This is a genomic window from Kitasatospora sp. NPDC002522 (assembly GCF_053595195.1).
Genome location: NZ_JBSFXE010000019.1, coordinates 43647 through 58531, shown reverse-complemented (window position 1 = coordinate 58531; position 14885 = coordinate 43647). Strand labels below are relative to the sequence as shown.

The following is a 14885-nucleotide window of genomic DNA, read 5'->3' as shown; positions in this document are numbered from 1 at the left end:
CTGATCAGGCGGAGAGCGGAGCGTGCTGCTCGCCGCGGCGGACGGGATGGGTGCGGACCGGGGCCGGGAGCGCGCTCGGCAGGTCGGTATGGTCGTGGTGCTCGAAGTCCCGGAACTGGTCGAGGCCGCCGTACGGCTCCAGGTAGGGCCGCCAGCGCGGATCCTTGATCCCGGTGCCGATGACCCGCCAGGCCAGGCCGCTGGGGGCGGCCGGGGGGCGCTTCATCCGCCAGCCGAGGTCGGCGAGGTGCCGGTCGGCCTTGGTGTGGTTGCAGCGGCGACAGGCCGCCACCACGTTGTCCCACCGGTGCTGGCCGCCCCGACTGCGCGGGATGACGTGGTCGACACTGGTGGCTGCGGCCCCGCAGTACACGCACCGCCCGTGGTCTCGGGCGAACAGCGCGCGCCGGGTGAGCGGCACGGGGCCTCGGTAGGGGACCCGTACGAATCGGGTCAGTTTGACGACGGAAGGCGCCGGAACGGCGCTGGTGGCGCTGTGCAGAGTGGTACCCGCATCCTCCAGGGCGATCGCCTTGTGACTGAGAACGAGGATGAGGGCGCGTCGCATCGAGACGACTCCGAGTGGCTCGTACGACGCGTTGAGGACAAGGACATGCGGCACGGGGCCTCCTTGGACGCCTGCGGCGCGTGGCTCGCGCCGAGTCGAGCGGGGCGAACGCGCCCTGTGCGGGGCGCGATCTCCCTCAGTGTCGCCTTACGTCGTCGTTCGACGCCACCATTTCTCCGTGAACGGGCCGCGCGCGTGTGGTGATCGTGTGCGTTCCGTCATAGCCGGTATGCCCAGCTCGGGGCCGTCCTGCACGTACGGTGCGGATGGGGCCGCAGACAGTGGCCGGAAGCGGTCTGACGCCCCCTCCGGCCGGGTGACGGCGCTCGATACAGTGGGTCGATGCTCGCCGATACCACCCCCAGCACCGCGCCGCCGACCTTCTCGCTGCCCACCAGCGCCGCCGAGGTGACCGACACCACCCGGCAGGCGGCCGGCTGGCTGGACGACAACTGGCAGGGCTGGCTGGTGAACGGCCTGCGGATCGTCTTCGTGCTGCTGCTGGCACTGGTGCTCCGCGCGGTGGTCCGCAAGGTGATCGACAAGCTGGTCGAGCGGATGGGCCGGCCGGCCGAGCCGGAGACCGACCACGGGATGCTCGGCGGACTGCTCGCCAACAGCGGCGTGGTCAACACCGAGCGCCGCCAGCAGCGGTCCGAGGCGATCGGCTCGGTGCTGCGCTCGGTCTCCTCGTTCACCATCCTGGGCACCGCCGCGCTGATGGCGCTGTCGGTGCTGGGCGTGGACCTCGCGCCGCTGCTGGCCAGCGCCGGCGTGGCCGGCGTGGCGATCGGCTTCGGCGCCCGCAACCTGGTCACCGACTTCCTCTCCGGGGTCTTCATGATCATGGAGGACCAGTACGGCGTCGGCGACGAGATCGACACCGGGGTGGCCACCGGCACGGTGCTGGAGGTCGGCCTGCGGGTGACCAAGCTGCGCGGCGCGAACGGTGAGATCTGGTACATCCGCAACGGCGAGGTGAAGCGGATCGCCAACATGAGCCAGGGCTGGGCGACCGCCGCGGTGGACGTCCAGGTGGGCTACAAGGAGGACCTGGAGCGGATCGAGGCGCTGATCGCGGAGACCGCCGAGCAGCTGGCCAAGGAGGCCCCCTACGACGAGCTGGTGTGGGGCCGGGTCAAGGTGCTGGGCGTGGAGTCGGTGGCGGTGGACTCGGTGCACCTGCGGGTCGAGGCGCGCTGCGCGCCGGGCTCGGCGCCGCAGGTGGCCCGGGCGCTGCGGTTGCGCCTGAAGGCCGCGTTCGACGTGGCCGGGGTGAAGCTCAAGGAGGAGGCCGCCGCGGCGGCGCCCGCACAGCCCGCCGCCCCCGAGATGCTGCCCCCGTCGGCCCTGTCCGACCCGGCCTCGCTGCGCTCGCTGGCGACCAAGCCGATCCCGGTCCAACTCGGCGAGTAACGCCCCCGCAGGCCCCCGGAGAACCCCGCCCCGTGCGGGGTTCTCCGTTTTTCCCGGTAACGAGTCGGCATCCGCCCGTTGACATCACGATCCGACGATTGGAAACTTTCCTAACAGTTGGCCGCGACACCGTACGGAGAGGAGGATCGGGCTGTGACCACCCAGAAGACCCCCCGCGCTCCCCTGGCGGGCACCCCCAGCCTGCTGCGCGCGATCAACGACCGGGCCGCGCTGGAGCTGCTGCTCGCCAACGGTCCGCTCTCCCGCACCCAGATCGGCAGCCTCACCGGGCTGTCCAAGCCCACCGCGTCCCAGCTGCTGGCCCGCCTGGAGGCGGCCGGCCTGGTGATCCCGGTCGGCACCACGGCCGGCGGCCCCGGGCCGAACGCGCAGCTGTACCAGGTCAACCCGGCCGCCGGACACGTCGCGGGACTGGACGTCACCAGCACCTCGATCCGGATCGCGGTCGCCGACATCACCGGCGTCACGCTGGCCGAGCACCGTGTCTCCACCAAGGGCTGGCCGGCTGCCGGCACCGTCGAGCGGGTCGCCGCCGCGGTCGCCGAGACCGCCCGCCGGGCGCAGGTCGACCCGGACGGCCTGAGCGACGTGGTGATCGGCATCGGCGGCGCGCTCGACCCGGTCAGCGGCAAGCTCCGGTACGCCTCGCACCTGCCCGGCTGGCACTCGCCGCGACTGGTGGCGGAGCTGACCGAGGCGATCGGCGCGCCGGTGTCGATCGAGAACGACGTCAACCTGGCCGCGGTGGCCGAGCAGGCCGACGGCGCCGCCCGGGGCTGCGAGGACTTCGTGCTGCTGTGGGCCGAGGAGGGCATCGGTGCGGCGATCGTGATCGCCGGACGACTGCACCGCGGCTTCACCGGCGGCGCGGGCGAGGTCGGCTACATGCCGGTGCCCGGCGCCCCGGTCTCCGGCGACCCGCGCCGCAAGGACTCCGGCGGTTTCCAGGACCTGGCCGGCGAACCGGCCGTGCTGGCGCTCGCCCGCAAGCACGGACTGGGCGGCGCCACCGCGACCGAGGCGGTGGCCGCCGCCCTGGACGCCCCGCAGGGTGAGGCCTTCCTGGCCGAGCTGGCCGAACGGCTGGCGGTCGGGCTGGCGGTGATCACCTCGGTGGTCGACCCCGAACTGCTGGTGCTCTCCGGCGGCACCCCGACCGCCGGCGGAGAGCGCCTGCGGGAACTGGTCCAGGAGGCCCTGGGCCGGATCTCGATCCCCCGGCCGGAGGTGCGGCAGTCCACCGTCCCCGGCTCCCCCGTCCTGACCGGTGCGCTGCAACGCGCCCTCGCCACCGCCCGGGACACCCTGTTCAGCACCCATTGACCCTCGGTCCGCACCACAACGCTCGCCCCCATCCCCCGCACCGGAGCCGCCGGGCCATACCCGGCGGCCCCGAACCCTCGCAAGGAGAGCCTTCCCGTGGACATCACCCGCAGATCGCGCCGCCCGCTCGCCGCCGTCACCACCCTGGCCTGTCTGGGCCTGCTGGCCACCGCCTGCACCGGCACCAACTCCGGTGGCGGCGACGACGGTTCGGCGGCCGGCAAGGACGTCACCATCACCTTCTGGCACGGCTGGAGCCAGGACAACGAGGTGAAGGCGATCAACGACAACATCGCCGCGTTCGAGAAGGCCCACCCGAACATCCACGTCAAGGTGGTCGGCAACATCGCCGACGACAAGAGCGAGCAGGCGCTGCGTGCCGGCGGCCCGGACGCGCCGGACGTGGTGTCCTCGTTCACCACCGACAACGTCGGCAAGTTCTGCTCCTCGCACGTCTGGGCGGACCTGGGCCCGATGCTCAAGAAGGACGGCATCGACGCGGCCAAGACCTTCCCCGCCGCGATGCTCAAGTACAGCCAGTACCAGGGCAACCAGTGCTCGCTGCCGCTGCTCGGCGACGCCTACGGCCTGTACTACAACAAGACCGCCTTCGCGGCGGCCGGCATCACCGCCCCTCCGAAGACCTTCAGCGAGTTCGCCGAGGACGCGCAGAAGCTCACCGTCGCCGACGGCGACTCGTACAAGCAGCTCGGCTTCATGCCGAACTACCACGGCTACGAGACCGCCATAGCGCACTACCTCGGCCAGTACGGCACCGGCTACTTCGGCGCCGACGGCAAGTCGAACATCGCCGGCGACCCGACCGTGACGGCCGCGCTGACCTGGCAGAAGTCGATGGTCGACAAGCTCGGCGGCTTCGACAAGCTGGAGAAGTTCCGCACCGGCTTCGGCGACGAGTTCAGCGCCAAGAACCCGTTCACCACCGGCCAGGTGGCGATGAGCCTGGACGGCGAGTGGCGCACCGCCTCGCTGGCCGACGACAAGCCGGCCTTCGAGTGGGCCACCGCGCCGTTCCCGGTGCCGGACGACCAGGCCGCCACCTACGGCCGCGGCTACCAGACCGGCACCATCGTCGGCGTCGCCAACGGCTCGAAGAAGCAGAGCGCGGCCTGGGAGCTGGTCAAGTACCTGACCACCGACACCGACGCGGTGGTCTCCTTCGCCAACGCGATCCACAACGTGCCGTCCACCGTCGCCGCGCTCAACTCGCCGAAGCTGGACGCCGACGCCAACTTCAGGACGTTCATCGACATCGCGAAGAACCCGAACTCCTCGACCACCCCGGCGAGCATCAACGGCGGTGCGTACCAGGTGTCCCTGCAGAACCTGAGCTACGACGTCGAGTCCGGCAAGCAGACCGATCTCAAGGCGGGCCTCGCGGCCACCGCCAAGGAGATCGACGACGCCGTCAACCAGGCGAAGTGACCGGCGCACCATGGCACTTCTGAGCTCCACCGTCCCGCCGGCGCTTCGCAGCAAGCGCCGGCGGGAGCGGGCCCGCACCCTGGCCTTCCTGTCGCCCTGGCTGATCGGGTTCTGCGTCTTCTTCCTGTACCCGCTGGTGTCGACGGTCTACTTCTCCTTCATGAAGTACGACGGCTTCGCGCCGCCGACCTTCACCGGGCTGAAGAACTGGGACTACGTCTTCACCAAGTACCCGTTCTTCTGGAAGGGCCTGGGCAACACCCTGTGGCTGGTGGTCGTGATGGTCACCCTGCGGGTGGTGTTCGGCCTCGGCATCGGACTGCTGATCACCAAGGTGAAGTCCGGCGCGGGCTTCTTCCGCACCGCCTTCTACCTGCCGTACCTGGCCCCGCCGGTGGCCGCCACGATGGCCTTCGCCTTCCTGCTCAACCCGGGCACCGGGCCGGTCAACCACCTGCTGGGCGAGTTCGGCCTGCCGCAGCCCGGCTGGTTCACCGACCCGTCATGGTCCAAGCCCGCCCTGACCCTGCTGGCGATGTGGGGCATCGGCGACCTGATGGTGATCTTCATGGCGGCGCTGCTGGACGTCCCGACCGAGCAGTACGAGGCCGCCGAACTCGACGGCGCCGGACCGTTCCAGCGCTTCCGCTACGTCACCCTGCCGAGCATCTCGCCGATCGTCATGTTCGCCGTCGTCACCGGCGTGATCCAGACCATGCAGTACTACACCCAGGCGATCGTCGCCGGGAAGGTCGCCTCCGGCGTGATCGGCGGCTCCGGCCAGCAGTTCGAGCCCGGCTACCCGCACGGCTCCACCTGGACGCTGCCGCAGATGGTCTACAACCTCGGCTTCCAGCGCTTCGACACCGGCTCGGCCTGCGTCGTCGCCGTCATCCTGTTCGCCATCTCGATGGCCTTCACCTCGATCCTGCTGCGGCGCAAGTCCGGCTTCATGACGGAGGACTGAGCCCCCGTGACCCTCGCCTCCTCCGCACTCCCGCGCAAGGGCGCCGGAACCGTCTCCTCCGCCGCCGCCCGCACCGCCCGCCGCCGCGAACTGCTCAACTGGGTGGCGGTGCACTCGCTGGCCATCGCCGCCGCGCTGTTCTTCCTGCTGCCGTTCGTCTTCGTCTTCCTCACCTCGGTGATGACCGACCAGCAGGCGCTCACCTCCGACATGTGGCCGCACCAGTGGCAGTGGTCGAACTTCGGGAAGGTCTGGAGCACCCCCGGCTTCCTCACCTGGTGGCGCAACACCCTGCTGTACGCGGGCGCCGGCACCCTGCTGACCATCGTCTCCAGCCTCCCGGTGGCGTACGCGCTGGCCAAGTTCCGCTTCCGCGGCCGCAACCTGGCGCTGATGGCCGTGGTGTCGATGATGATGCTGCCGCCGCAGGTCACCGTCATCCCGATGTACCTGTTCTGGGCCAAGCAGCTGCACCTGACCGGTTCGCTGTGGCCGCTGATCATCCCGATGGCGTTCGGCGACGCCTTCACGATCTTCCTGCTGCGCCAGTTCCTCCTGACCATCCCCAAGGAGTACATGGAGGCCGCCCGGATCGACGGCTGCGGCGAACTGCGCACCCTGCTGCGGGTGGTCCTGCCGATGGCCAAGCCGGCCATCGCCGCGGTCGCGCTGTTCCAGTTCTTCTACTGCTGGAACGACTACTTCGGCCCGCAGATCTACTCCAGCGAGAACCCGGGCGCCTGGACCCTCAGCTACGGCCTGGAGTCCTTCAAGGGCGCCCACCACACCAACTGGAACCTCACCATGGCAGCCACCCTGCTGGTGATGGCACCGGTGATCGTTCTGTTCTTCTTCGCACAACGCGCCTTCATCGAGGGCGTCACACTGACAGGGGTCAAGGGCTGATGTCCGCACTCAAGTTGGCAATCGTCGGCGGCGGTTCCACGTACACGCCGGAGCTGATCGACGGCTTCGCACGGCTGCGCGACACCCTGCCGATCGGCGAACTGGTGCTGATCGACCCGGCGGTGGACCGCCTGGAGCTGATCGCCGGACTCGCCCGCCGGATCTTCGCCAAGCAGGGACACCCGGCCACCGTCAGCACCGCCACCGACGTCACCGCGGGCGTGCAGGGCGTCGACGCCGTCCTGCTGCAGCTGCGGGTCGGCGGGCAGGCCGCCCGCAACCAGGACGAGACCTGGCCGCTGGAGTGCGGCTGCGTCGGCCAGGAGACCACCGGCGCCGGCGGCCTCGCCAAGGCGCTGCGCACCGTCCCGGTGGTGCTGGACATCGCCGAGCAGGTCCGCCGCGCCAACCCGGACGCGTGGATCGTCGACTTCACCAACCCGGTCGGCATCGTCACCCGCGCCCTGCAGACCGCCGGCCACAAGGCCGTCGGCCTGTGCAACGTGGCGATCGGCTTCCAGCGCAAGTTCGCCGCCCACCTCGGCGTCGACCCGGAGCTGGTCCGCCTCGACCACGTCGGCCTGAACCACCTCACCTGGGAGCGCGGCGTCACCCTGCTCGACGCCCCCGGCGCCGCCACCGGCCGCGAGGTGCTGCCCGAGCTGCTCGCCGCGCACGGCGAGGAGATCGCCGCCGACCTGCACCTGCCGCTCCCGGTGGTCCGTCGGCTCGGCGTCGTGCCCTCCTACTACCTGCGCTACTTCTACCAGCACGACGTGGTGGTGGAGGAGCTCAAGGTCAAGGGCTCCCGGGCCGCCGAGGTCGCCGCGATCGAGCGGCAGCTGCTGGAGATGTACGCCGACCCGACCCTGGACACCAAGCCCGAGTTGCTGGGCAAGCGCGGCGGCGCGTTCTACTCCGAGGCCGCCGTCCAGCTGATCGCCTCGCTGCTCGGCACCGACGGCCGCACCACCGTCCAGGTGGTCAACACCCGCAACGACGGCGTGCTGCCCTTCCTGCCCGACGACGCCGTCATCGAGGTCCCCGCCGAGGTCGACGCGAACGGGGTGCGCCCGCTGCCGCAGCGCCCGGTCGAGCCGCTGTACGCCGGCCTGATCGCGGGCGTCACCGCGTACGAGCAGCTCGCCCTCGACGCCGCCCTGCGCGGCGGCCGCGACCGGGTGTTCGACGCGCTGCTCGCCCACCCGCTGGTCGGCCAGCTCGAACTCGCCGAGCAGCTCACCGACCGGCTGATCGCGCACAACCGCGACCACCTCGCCTGGGCATGAACCACATGACCCAGCATCACCGCGCCACAACCAGGCTCCACCGTGGGGGGACCGGCCGAATGAGCCACCAGCAGTCCGAACAGCAGCCCGGCGTCCTCGCCATCGACGCCGGCAACAGCAAGACCGACATCGCGCTGGTCAGCGCCGACGGCCGGGTGCTCGGCTCGGCCCGCGGCGGCGGCTTCCAGCCGCAGCGGACCAGCCCCGAGCACGCGGTCGCCGCGTTCGCCCCACTGGTCGCCTCGATCGCCGAGCAGGCCGGGCTCGACGCCCGGCCCGGCGCCGCGCCGCTCACCAGCCACCTCAGCGCCTGCCTGGCCAACGCCGACCTCCCGATCGAGGAGAAGCAGCTCCAGACCGCGCTCGCCGCCCACGGCTGGGCCACCAGCACCCACGTCGCCAACGACACCTTCGGCCTGCTGCGGGCCGGCACCGACGGCCCGCTGGGCGTCGCGGTGGTCTGCGGCGCCGGCATCAACTGCGTCGGCCTGCGCCCCGACGGCCGCACCGCGCGCTGGCCCGCCCTCGGCTCGCTCACCGGCGACTGGGGCGGCGGCGCCGGACTCGCCACCGAGGCGATGTGGCTCGCCGCCCGGGCCGAGGACGGCCGCGGCGAGCCGACCCTGCTCTCCGCCATGATCGGCGCCCACTTCGGCCTGGCCGGGGCCAACGCCGTCGCCGAGGCCATGCACCTCGGCCAGCTCGACCCGGCCCGGCTGCACGAGGTCTCGCACGTGCTGTTCGCCGCCGGCGAGGCCGGGGACCCGATCGCGCTGGAGGTGATCGACCGTCAGGCCGACGAGATCGTCCGCTTCGCCACCGTCGCGCTGACCCGGCTCGGCCTGCTGGAGCAGCCCGTTCCGGTGGTGCTCGGCGGCGGCGTCCTCGCCGCCCGTCACCCGCTGCTGCTCGACAACGTGACCGCGCGCCTGGCCGCGACCGCCCCGCTCGCCGAACCCCGCGTGGTCATCGCCCCGCCGGTCCTCGGCGCCGCCCTGCTCGGGCTCGACCACCTCGGCGCCGACCTCCCCACCCAGCGCCGCCTCCGCGACGCCTACCCCACCCATCACCCGGTGGCCGCCTGACGGCCCGCCACCCCCGAGGCCGCCGCCGGCGGAGCACCCGAGGCACCGCACACCTCGCCTGCTCCGCCGGCGGCATTCCCCGCTCCGGCCCGCCGTCAGATCCGGCCGTGCTCCTTGACGACCCGTCGGGTCTGGGCGAGCAGCATGCCGACGTTGACGGACTTGCGGCACACCACCACGGCGACCATCTCCTGCTCGCCGCCGCTCTCCTGACCGATCCGCAGGAAGAGGTGGGCCAGGTTGTCGCTGTTGACCAGGATCTCCTGGAAGTAGTGCCGGTCGGAGACCACGCCCCGGCGTTCCTTGAAGATGTTCTCGATCATGACGACGTTGCGGCCCTGGAACAGGTCCAGGGTCGCCGCCGCCAGCAGGTCGAGCACCTCGCTGGGGTGCGAGTCCACCGTCTCGACGTTGAGCAGCATGCCGGTGGACATGTCGATGATTCCGGCGGCGAGGCACTCGGGCACGTCCTCGCGCAGGTGTTTGACGAGGGCGGCGGTGCGCTCGGACATGCTGCCGTGCTGAGGGCTCATCGGACGGGGCTCCCCTTCGGGTCGGTGGTGGCGGTGCTGTCGGTGGCGAAGCCGTGGACCTGGCCGCGCATCTGCGCGCCGACCCGGTTCACGGTGATGGCCGCCTGCCGGTTGAGGCGGTCCAGATCGAGGCGGCGGTCCCCGACGACCAGCAGCAGCGCGGTGCTCTGGATCGCGTAGACCACCAGGCGCCCGTCGGCGCAGTCGGTGAGCACGTGGCCGAGCTCGCCGCGGCCGGTGACCTCCGCGGTGCGCCGGGCCAGGCTGAGCGTGGCGGCGGCCATCGCCGACAGCAGGGCGGGCTCGGCGTCGGGGCCGGTGTCGGCGGCGACCACGAAGCCGTCCACGGCGGCGATCGCGCTGTCGGTGACGCCGGGCAGCGCGTGGCGCAGCAGCTGGAGTTCGGTGCGAAGTGCTTCTCGGGGCACGAGGGAGGGCTCCTTCGGTCGTGCGGGTGTGCGGGTGCCCACGGCCGGGACGGGCGGGCAGGCGGGGGTGGTCGGCGCGGTCGCCGGTCAGGCGGGGCGCGGCGGTGTGGTCGGCGCGGCGGCGCGGTCGCCGGTCAGGCGGGGCGCGGCGGTCGGCGGCGGGGCAGTTGCCCGGCGGTGGTCGGCGGCGGCGCGGGCGGCAGGGCGGCGTGCTGGTCGGGGCGGCGCGGTTCCAGCGAGGTGTAGAGCCGGGCGCGGGTGGTGGTGGAGGCGATGACGACGAGGCCCTGTTCGCGCAGCCGGGAGAGCTCCACGGTCACCTGGTAGAGGCCGCGGCCGAGGATGAAGGCGAGGTCGCGGGCGGTGGTGGCGCCGTCCGCGTGCCGCAGCAGCTCGCGCTGGCCGGCGACCGGGTGGCGGGCGGCCTCCCAGGGGGTGAGGGTGCTGACCACCCGGTCACCGTCGGGTGAGACGGGCGCCCGCAGGCCGGCCAGCGCGGCCAGCCGGCGGCGGGCCTCGGTGACCACCTCGTACGGTTCGACCTCGGCGTAGGCGCACGGCCAGGGCAGGTCGTCGGGGTCGCGCGGCTCCCAGCGGGTGGCGGTGACCCGGCCGGCCGCGGTCGCGAAGGCGGCGTCGTGCAGCGCGCTCAGGCAGACCGCCTGGAGCCCGGCGGGGCCGAGGAGTTCGGCGGTGCGGCCGGTGCGCAGCAGCAGCGTGTCGACGCCGGGGGCGCCGAAGCTCTCGACCCCGAGGATCCGGCCGCGGGCGAGGTGGAAGACCGCGCCCGGCTCCCCGAGCAGGTGGATCGACCCGGCGCCGGTCGGCGCGCGGTGCTGTTCGAGTGACTCGAGTCCGGTCAAGGGCCTGCCGATTCCGGTCAGCGGTGGGGAGGGGCGAGGCGCGCGACCGCACGGTGGCATATGCCGAATGACCGTGCGCGGCGGGCTGTTCACTCATCCAAGTGACCGTCCTGACGCACCGTCAAGTCACCTGTCATAAAAGGTGATTGACGCAAGAAGGTGGTCGAATCCGCCCGCTCGACAACGATTTCCGCTCGAACCTGGCACCGTGCGCACCCAAACACGTGGCTGATATCGGTTGGGTGAACATCCGGCCCCACTGCGTCAGATGCCCGTTCTGTCCGTTGAACGGCGTGCCGCGGTACCGCTAGTGTCCCGCGCTCACAGCGCGTCCGAACGGGGGCGTGCGCCTGGAGACCGGGAGCCGACGCCAGATGGCGATCCTCAAGTCCACCATGCAGGAGCAGGTCGCCGCGGCGATCGCCGCGATCGAGCCGAACGACCGCCCGGTGGTGACCTTCCACACCATCACGGGCCCGAGCCCGTGGCTGATGAACGAGCTCGGCCTGATCGGCCAGCTCTTCGTCAAGTACTACTTCGTCACCCTGACCGAGCGGGTCGTCGTGGTGCACCGCGCCGCGCGGATGAGCAACCGGCCCAAGGAGCTCGTGCACGTCATCCCGATCGAGCAGGCCCGCACCCTGGTCAGCGACGTCCGCCGGAACACCATCTGGAGCTCGCTGCGCTTCCAGTTCCCGGGCGAGCAGAAGCCGACCCGCCTGAACATCGGCCGCTACTGGCGCAACGAGCTGGACGTCTTCGTCCCGGCGCTGACCGGCGGCGCGATCGTCCCCGGCCAGGCCCAGCCGGTCGACCCGGCGCAGGCCCCGCAGGCCTGACCCCGCGTCACCCGGACGGCCGCCCGCGGGCGGCCGTCCGGCACGTGCGGCCCTCGCGGACCCGGCGTCACTTCAGGTGGTCGCGGGCCCAGTCGGCGAGCAGCCGGGCGCAGTCGTCCACCGACTCCCGCCAGCTGCGGTGGGCGTCCTCGCCGGCCTCGTCGCTGACGTGCTTGACCAGCCGGACCGGCAGGCCGGCCCGGCGCGCGACGGTGGCGATCGCGTAGCCCTCCATGTCGACCAGGTCGGCGGTGCGGGCGAGGCGGGCGCGGGCCTCCTCGGCGGAGACGAACAGGTCGCCGGTGGCGAGGGTCGGGCCGTCCGCGGCGAGGTCGATCGGGCCGTCCATCGGGCGGCCGACCAGCCCTTCGAGCAGCTCGGCGTCGAGGTCGTGCTGGAGCACCCGGCCGATCTCGTGGGTGCCGGCCAGCCCGGGCCGCAGGGTGCCGGCGGTGCCCAGGTTGACGACCTCGGCGGGCCGCTCGCCCCGGCCGAGGACGGTCGCCAGCGCGGCGGCCGCGTTGACCTTGCCCATGCCGGTGAGCAGCACCGGCAGCCCCAGGTCCAGGTGCGCCGCCTCCTCAGGGAGCGCGAGGACGAGCAACGGGCGGTCGGGGGCGACGGTTCCGATCAGGCGCATGACCGCCAGCTTACAAACGGCGGGAACCGCACGGCGGCGCGGGAGCGTCGCACCGGTCGCGAGGACACCACCGAGCGAACGGCACCACGAGAGCACCAGGTAAGAGGACACCACCGTAAGTCGAGCACGAAGCGGTCTCCGGAAGCCCAACTCCCGGAGAACTCGCGTGTGATGGTCGGACCCGGCAGACATACTGCGGGTACGGGGGGACGACGGCCCAGGGAAGGTGGACGGTGGCGACACCGGCGGTGATCGAGGCACAGGGGGGCACGGCGGCGGCCGTGCGGCCGGGGGGCGGCGCGCTCGGGCGGGTACGCCGCGCCGCGGCCACCCCGCCGGGGCGGCTGCGGACGGCGAGCGCCGTCCTGGCGCTGCTGGCGCTGCTGTTCGGCGTCTCGGCGGTCTGGCAGTCCGCGACCCGGTCCGCGGCGGCCGGGCAGGTGGTGACGCGCAGCGGCCCGCTCAACCAGGACGCGGCGGAGATCTACCGCTCGCTGGCGGACGCGGACGCCACCGCCGCGGCGGGCTTCCTGCTCGCCGGGGACGAGACGCCCGAGGTCCGCAAGCGCTACCAGGACGACCTGGCGACCGCCTCGCGGCTGCTCTCGCAGGCCGCCGCGCGCAGCGGGTCGTCGGCCTCCGCGCAGCAGTGGCTGACCGAGCTGAACGGTCAACTTCCGCGCTACGCGGGCCTGGTGGAGACCGCCCGGGCGATCAGCCGGCAGGGCCTGCCGCTCGGCGGCGCCTACCTGCGGTACGCCTCCGACCTGATGCAGAACACCATGCTGCCGAACGCGCAGAAGCTGGTCGACGCCGAGTCGGCGCAGCTGGACGCGGACTACCGCACCGCCGGGGCGGTGCCGTGGCTGGCGCTGCTGTCCGGCCTGCTGGCGCTGGCCGCGCTGGCCCGGTACCAGCGGGTGCTGTTCCGGCGCACCAACCGGGTGTTCAACCCCGGCCTGGTGGCGGCCTCGGTGGCGATGCTGCTCGCGTTCGGCTGGCTCGGCGTCGGCACGCTGGCGGTCAACGGCTACCTGCACGACAGCCGGTACCGGGGCGTGGACCGCCTCGACGACCTCGACAGGGTCCGGATCGCGGCCCTGCAGGCGCACACCGCGGAAACCCTCAACCTGGTCTCCCGCGGCGCCACCGACAAGTACACGCAGCGCTGGGACGAACTGACCAAGAAGCTCGCCGACTCCCCACGGATCCCCGGCTCGGAGTCCCGGCTCTCGATGGCCGCGGACGAGGGCACGAAGAAGCCGCTGGCCGACGCCGACCGCTGGTACGGGCAGTGGCTGGACCTGCACAAGAACGCCGCCACGCAGGACGCGGCGGGCGACTACGACGCCGCGGTGCAGCTGACCCTGAAGCCCGGCAACGCCGACACCGCGGACAGCGCCTACCGGGCGGCCGACGAGCAGTGGGCGCGGGCCGCGCAGGTCGAGCAGGCCTCGTTCCGCGGCGCGGCGGGCGGACTGGACGACCTGCTGGTGGTGCAGGCCGCGGCGGCCGGGGTGCTGGCCGCGGTGGCCGCGACCGCGGCGGTGCGGGGCATCGGCCGCCGACTGGCCGAGTACCGGTGACGAGAGCGACGAGGGGGACGAGCAGGATGCGCAAGGCGAACTCCCGGGCCCTGCTGGCCGCGGTGGTGCTGGCGGCGGGCGCGGTCGGCGGCGGGGTGCTCGGCACCGGCAGCTCGGCCGGCGTGGGCGGGGTGCGGGTGGAGGCGGCACCGCAGCTGGCGCCGATGGCGGACGGCTGCGACCTGGCGGCGTCGCTGCCGCCGCGGCAGGACGTCGGCGCGAAGATCCGCAAGATCCGCGAACGCGGCGTGCTGGTGGTCGGCGTCGACCAGAGCGCCTACCACTGGGGGTTCCGCAACCCGCAGACCGGCCGGATCGAGGGCTTCGACATCGACTTGGCACACGCCATCGCGAAGTCGGTGCTCGGCGACCCGTCGAAGGTGCTCCTGAAGACCATCTCCACCGCCCACCGGATCGACGCGGTGAAGAACGGCGAGGTCGACGTGATCACCCGTGCGATGACCATCACCTGCGACCGGAAGAAGGACGTCGCCTTCTCCACGCCGTACTTCCGCACCTCGCAGCGGGTGGTCGCGCCGAAGTCCGCGCACGTGAAGAGCGTCGACGAGGCGCTGAAGGGCAAGCGGGTCTGCGCGGCGCTGAACTCCTCCTCGGACGCCGAGCTGAAGGCCAACCCGCGCGGCGCGGCCCAGGTCCGGCTGGTCGACAACCAGCTGGACTGCCTGGTGCTGATGCAGCTCGGCGAGATCGACAGCACGCTGTCGGACAGCTCGCTGGCCGCCGCGCAGGTCGCCCAGGACCCGCAGGTGGAGCTGGCCGGCGAGCCGTTCCAGCCGGCCTACATGGGCGTGGCGATGAACCAGGCCGACACCGACCTGATCGCCTGGGTCAACCAGGTGCTGGTCGACTGGCGCTCCGGCGGCGGCTGGCGGGCCAGCTACGACACCTGGCTGAAGGACAGCATGGGAGCGTCACCGGATCCCTACCTGCCGTGACCGTGCGCGGCGCGGACGG

At 72.4% G+C, this 14885-nt stretch carries 15 protein-coding genes; 10 read left to right on the top strand and 5 right to left on the bottom strand.

The annotated features are described in order from the left end of the window. Window positions 1-4: 4 nt before the first annotated feature. Window positions 5-622, bottom strand: a complete 618-nt coding sequence (locus tag ACWD4U_RS18175) for an HNH endonuclease (RefSeq protein WP_363452806.1) — start codon at window positions 620-622, stop codon at window positions 5-7. 288 nt (window positions 623-910) lie between these two features. On the opposite strand from ACWD4U_RS18175, the gene ACWD4U_RS18170 reads away from it, so the two are divergent. From ACWD4U_RS18170 to ACWD4U_RS18140, 7 genes are all read left to right on the top strand, one after another. Beyond that, window positions 911-1984, top strand: coding sequence for a mechanosensitive ion channel family protein (locus tag ACWD4U_RS18170; RefSeq protein WP_363452808.1), 1074 nt, complete (start codon window positions 911-913; stop codon window positions 1982-1984). A gap of 153 nt (window positions 1985-2137) precedes the next feature. After that, window positions 2138-3328, top strand: coding sequence for an ROK family transcriptional regulator (locus tag ACWD4U_RS18165; RefSeq protein WP_363452810.1), 1191 nt, complete (start codon window positions 2138-2140; stop codon window positions 3326-3328). A gap of 102 nt (window positions 3329-3430) precedes the next feature. Then, window positions 3431-4774, top strand: a complete 1344-nt coding sequence (locus ACWD4U_RS18160) for an extracellular solute-binding protein (protein ID WP_363452909.1) — start codon at window positions 3431-3433, stop codon at window positions 4772-4774. Window positions 4775-4784: 10 nt separating this feature from the next. Beyond that, entirely contained in the window at window positions 4785-5741 is a 957-nt protein-coding gene (locus ACWD4U_RS18155) for a carbohydrate ABC transporter permease (RefSeq protein ID WP_363452812.1), read from the top strand. 6 nt (window positions 5742-5747) lie between these two features. Then, window positions 5748-6647 carry a carbohydrate ABC transporter permease gene (locus tag ACWD4U_RS18150; protein ID WP_363452814.1) on the top strand — a complete coding sequence of 300 codons (900 nt, stop codon included), beginning with the start codon at window positions 5748-5750 and terminating at the stop codon, window positions 6645-6647. Beyond that, window positions 6647-7936 carry a 6-phospho-beta-glucosidase gene (locus ACWD4U_RS18145; RefSeq protein ID WP_363452816.1) on the top strand — a complete coding sequence of 430 codons (1290 nt, stop codon included), beginning with the start codon at window positions 6647-6649 and terminating at the stop codon, window positions 7934-7936. Before ACWD4U_RS18150 ends, ACWD4U_RS18145 begins: the two co-directional genes overlap by 1 nt. Before the next feature lie 59 nt (window positions 7937-7995). After that, a complete protein-coding gene (locus tag ACWD4U_RS18140) occupies window positions 7996-9021 on the top strand; it encodes an N-acetylglucosamine kinase (protein ID WP_363452818.1) in 1026 nt (341 codons plus the stop codon). Between the two features lie 95 nt (window positions 9022-9116). On the opposite strand, the gene ACWD4U_RS18135 is transcribed toward ACWD4U_RS18140, so the two are convergent. The 3 genes from ACWD4U_RS18135 to ACWD4U_RS18125 all read right to left on the bottom strand — a co-directional run bounded on the left by ACWD4U_RS18135 (window position 9117) and on the right by ACWD4U_RS18125 (window position 10845). Continuing rightward, the gene (locus ACWD4U_RS18135) at window positions 9117-9554 is read right to left on the bottom strand and encodes a hypothetical protein (protein ID WP_449787224.1); all 438 of its coding nucleotides are present in this window, start codon (window positions 9552-9554) and stop codon (window positions 9117-9119) included. Next, window positions 9551-9982 carry a roadblock/LC7 domain-containing protein gene (locus tag ACWD4U_RS18130; protein WP_363452820.1) on the bottom strand — a complete coding sequence of 144 codons (432 nt, stop codon included), beginning with the start codon at window positions 9980-9982 and terminating at the stop codon, window positions 9551-9553. Before ACWD4U_RS18130 ends, ACWD4U_RS18135 begins: the two co-directional genes overlap by 4 nt. A gap of 134 nt (window positions 9983-10116) precedes the next feature. Then, complete coding sequence (locus ACWD4U_RS18125) at window positions 10117-10845, bottom strand: MarR family transcriptional regulator (RefSeq protein ID WP_363452822.1); 729 nt, start codon at window positions 10843-10845, stop codon at window positions 10117-10119. Window positions 10846-11219: 374 nt separating this feature from the next. Here ACWD4U_RS18125 and ACWD4U_RS18120 point away from each other — a divergent pair, with 374 nt between their 5' ends. Then, window positions 11220-11684: a hypothetical protein gene (locus ACWD4U_RS18120; RefSeq protein WP_363452824.1), complete on the top strand. Its 465-nt coding sequence runs from the start codon at window positions 11220-11222 to the stop codon at window positions 11682-11684. Between the two features lie 67 nt (window positions 11685-11751). On the opposite strand, the gene ACWD4U_RS18115 is transcribed toward ACWD4U_RS18120, so the two are convergent. Beyond that, complete coding sequence (locus ACWD4U_RS18115) at window positions 11752-12324, bottom strand: nucleosidase (RefSeq protein WP_363452826.1); 573 nt, start codon at window positions 12322-12324, stop codon at window positions 11752-11754. 233 nt (window positions 12325-12557) lie between these two features. Here ACWD4U_RS18115 and ACWD4U_RS18110 point away from each other — a divergent pair, with 233 nt between their 5' ends. Continuing rightward, window positions 12558-13910, top strand: coding sequence for a hypothetical protein (locus ACWD4U_RS18110; protein WP_363452828.1), 1353 nt, complete (start codon window positions 12558-12560; stop codon window positions 13908-13910). 26 nt (window positions 13911-13936) lie between these two features. Beyond that, window positions 13937-14866, top strand: coding sequence for a glutamate ABC transporter substrate-binding protein (locus ACWD4U_RS18105; RefSeq protein ID WP_363452830.1), 930 nt, complete (start codon window positions 13937-13939; stop codon window positions 14864-14866). Window positions 14867-14885 lie beyond the last annotated feature (19 nt).